At 49.5% G+C, this 747-nt stretch carries 8 tRNA genes; all 8 read left to right on the top strand.

Annotated elements, in window-relative coordinates:
- Positions 1-8 precede the first annotated feature (8 nt).
- The 8 genes from RPL90_RS12360 (at position 9) to RPL90_RS12325 (ending at position 744) form a co-directional block, all read left to right on the top strand.
- Positions 9-84, top strand: a tRNA-Val gene (locus RPL90_RS12360).
- 19 nt (positions 85-103) lie between these two features.
- Positions 104-179, top strand: a tRNA-Thr gene (locus RPL90_RS12355).
- Positions 180-185: 6 nt separating this feature from the next.
- Positions 186-258, top strand: a tRNA-Lys gene (locus RPL90_RS12350).
- 30 nt (positions 259-288) lie between these two features.
- A tRNA-Gly gene (locus RPL90_RS12345) sits at positions 289-363 on the top strand.
- 9 nt (positions 364-372) lie between these two features.
- Positions 373-461 (top strand) — tRNA-Leu (locus tag RPL90_RS12340).
- A 16-nt stretch (positions 462-477) separates the two neighbouring features.
- Positions 478-554: transfer RNA gene (locus tag RPL90_RS12335), tRNA-Arg, on the top strand.
- A 24-nt stretch (positions 555-578) separates the two neighbouring features.
- A tRNA-Pro gene (locus RPL90_RS12330) sits at positions 579-652 on the top strand.
- 16 nt (positions 653-668) lie between these two features.
- Positions 669-744, top strand: a tRNA-Ala gene (locus RPL90_RS12325).
- Positions 745-747: the final 3 nt, after the last annotated feature.

The raw sequence follows: 747 nt of genomic DNA, 5'->3' as shown, positions 1-747 counted from the left end.
AACAAATCGGAGAATTAGCTCAGCTGGGAGAGCATCTGCCTTACAAGCAGAGGGTCGGCGGTTCGAACCCGTCATTCTCCACCATTTCTCAATTAGATAATGTGCCGGCCTAGCTCAACTGGTAGAGCAACTGACTTGTAATCAGTAGGTTGGGGGTTCAAGTCCTCTGGCCGGCACCATCTCATGAGCCATTAGCTCAGTTGGTAGAGCATCTGACTTTTAATCAGAGGGTCAGAGGTTCGAATCCTCTATGGCTCATCCAGATTTAATAATTTTAATTTTGGACATGCAGAAGTAGTTCAGCGGTAGAATACAACCTTGCCAAGGTTGGGGTCGCGGGTTCGAATCCCGTCTTCTGCTCCATTATTTTGTGCCGGGGTGGCGGAACTGGCAGACGCACAGGACTTAAAATCCTGCGGTAAGTAATTACCGTACCGGTTCGATTCCGGTCCTCGGCACCATCTTATTTATAAATATGCGCCCGTAGCTCAACTGGATAGAGCGTTTGACTACGGATCAAGAGGTTATGGGTTCGACTCCTATCGGGCGCGCCATTTTATAAGAACTTCAATTAAATACGGGAAGTAGCTCAGCTTGGTAGAGCACTTGGTTTGGGACCAAGGGGTCGCAGGTTCGAATCCTGTCTTCCCGACTCTTGTTTACTTAATGGGGGCTTAGCTCAGATGGGAGAGCGCCTGCTTTGCACGCAGGAGGTCAGCGGTTCGATCCCGCTAGTCTCCACCATAA

Origin of the sequence: Staphylococcus kloosii (genome assembly GCF_032139365.1) — a bacterium.
GTDB classification, from domain to species: domain Bacteria; phylum Bacillota; class Bacilli; order Staphylococcales; family Staphylococcaceae; genus Staphylococcus; species Staphylococcus kloosii_A.
This window is presented reverse-complemented; position numbering and strand designations above follow the sequence as displayed.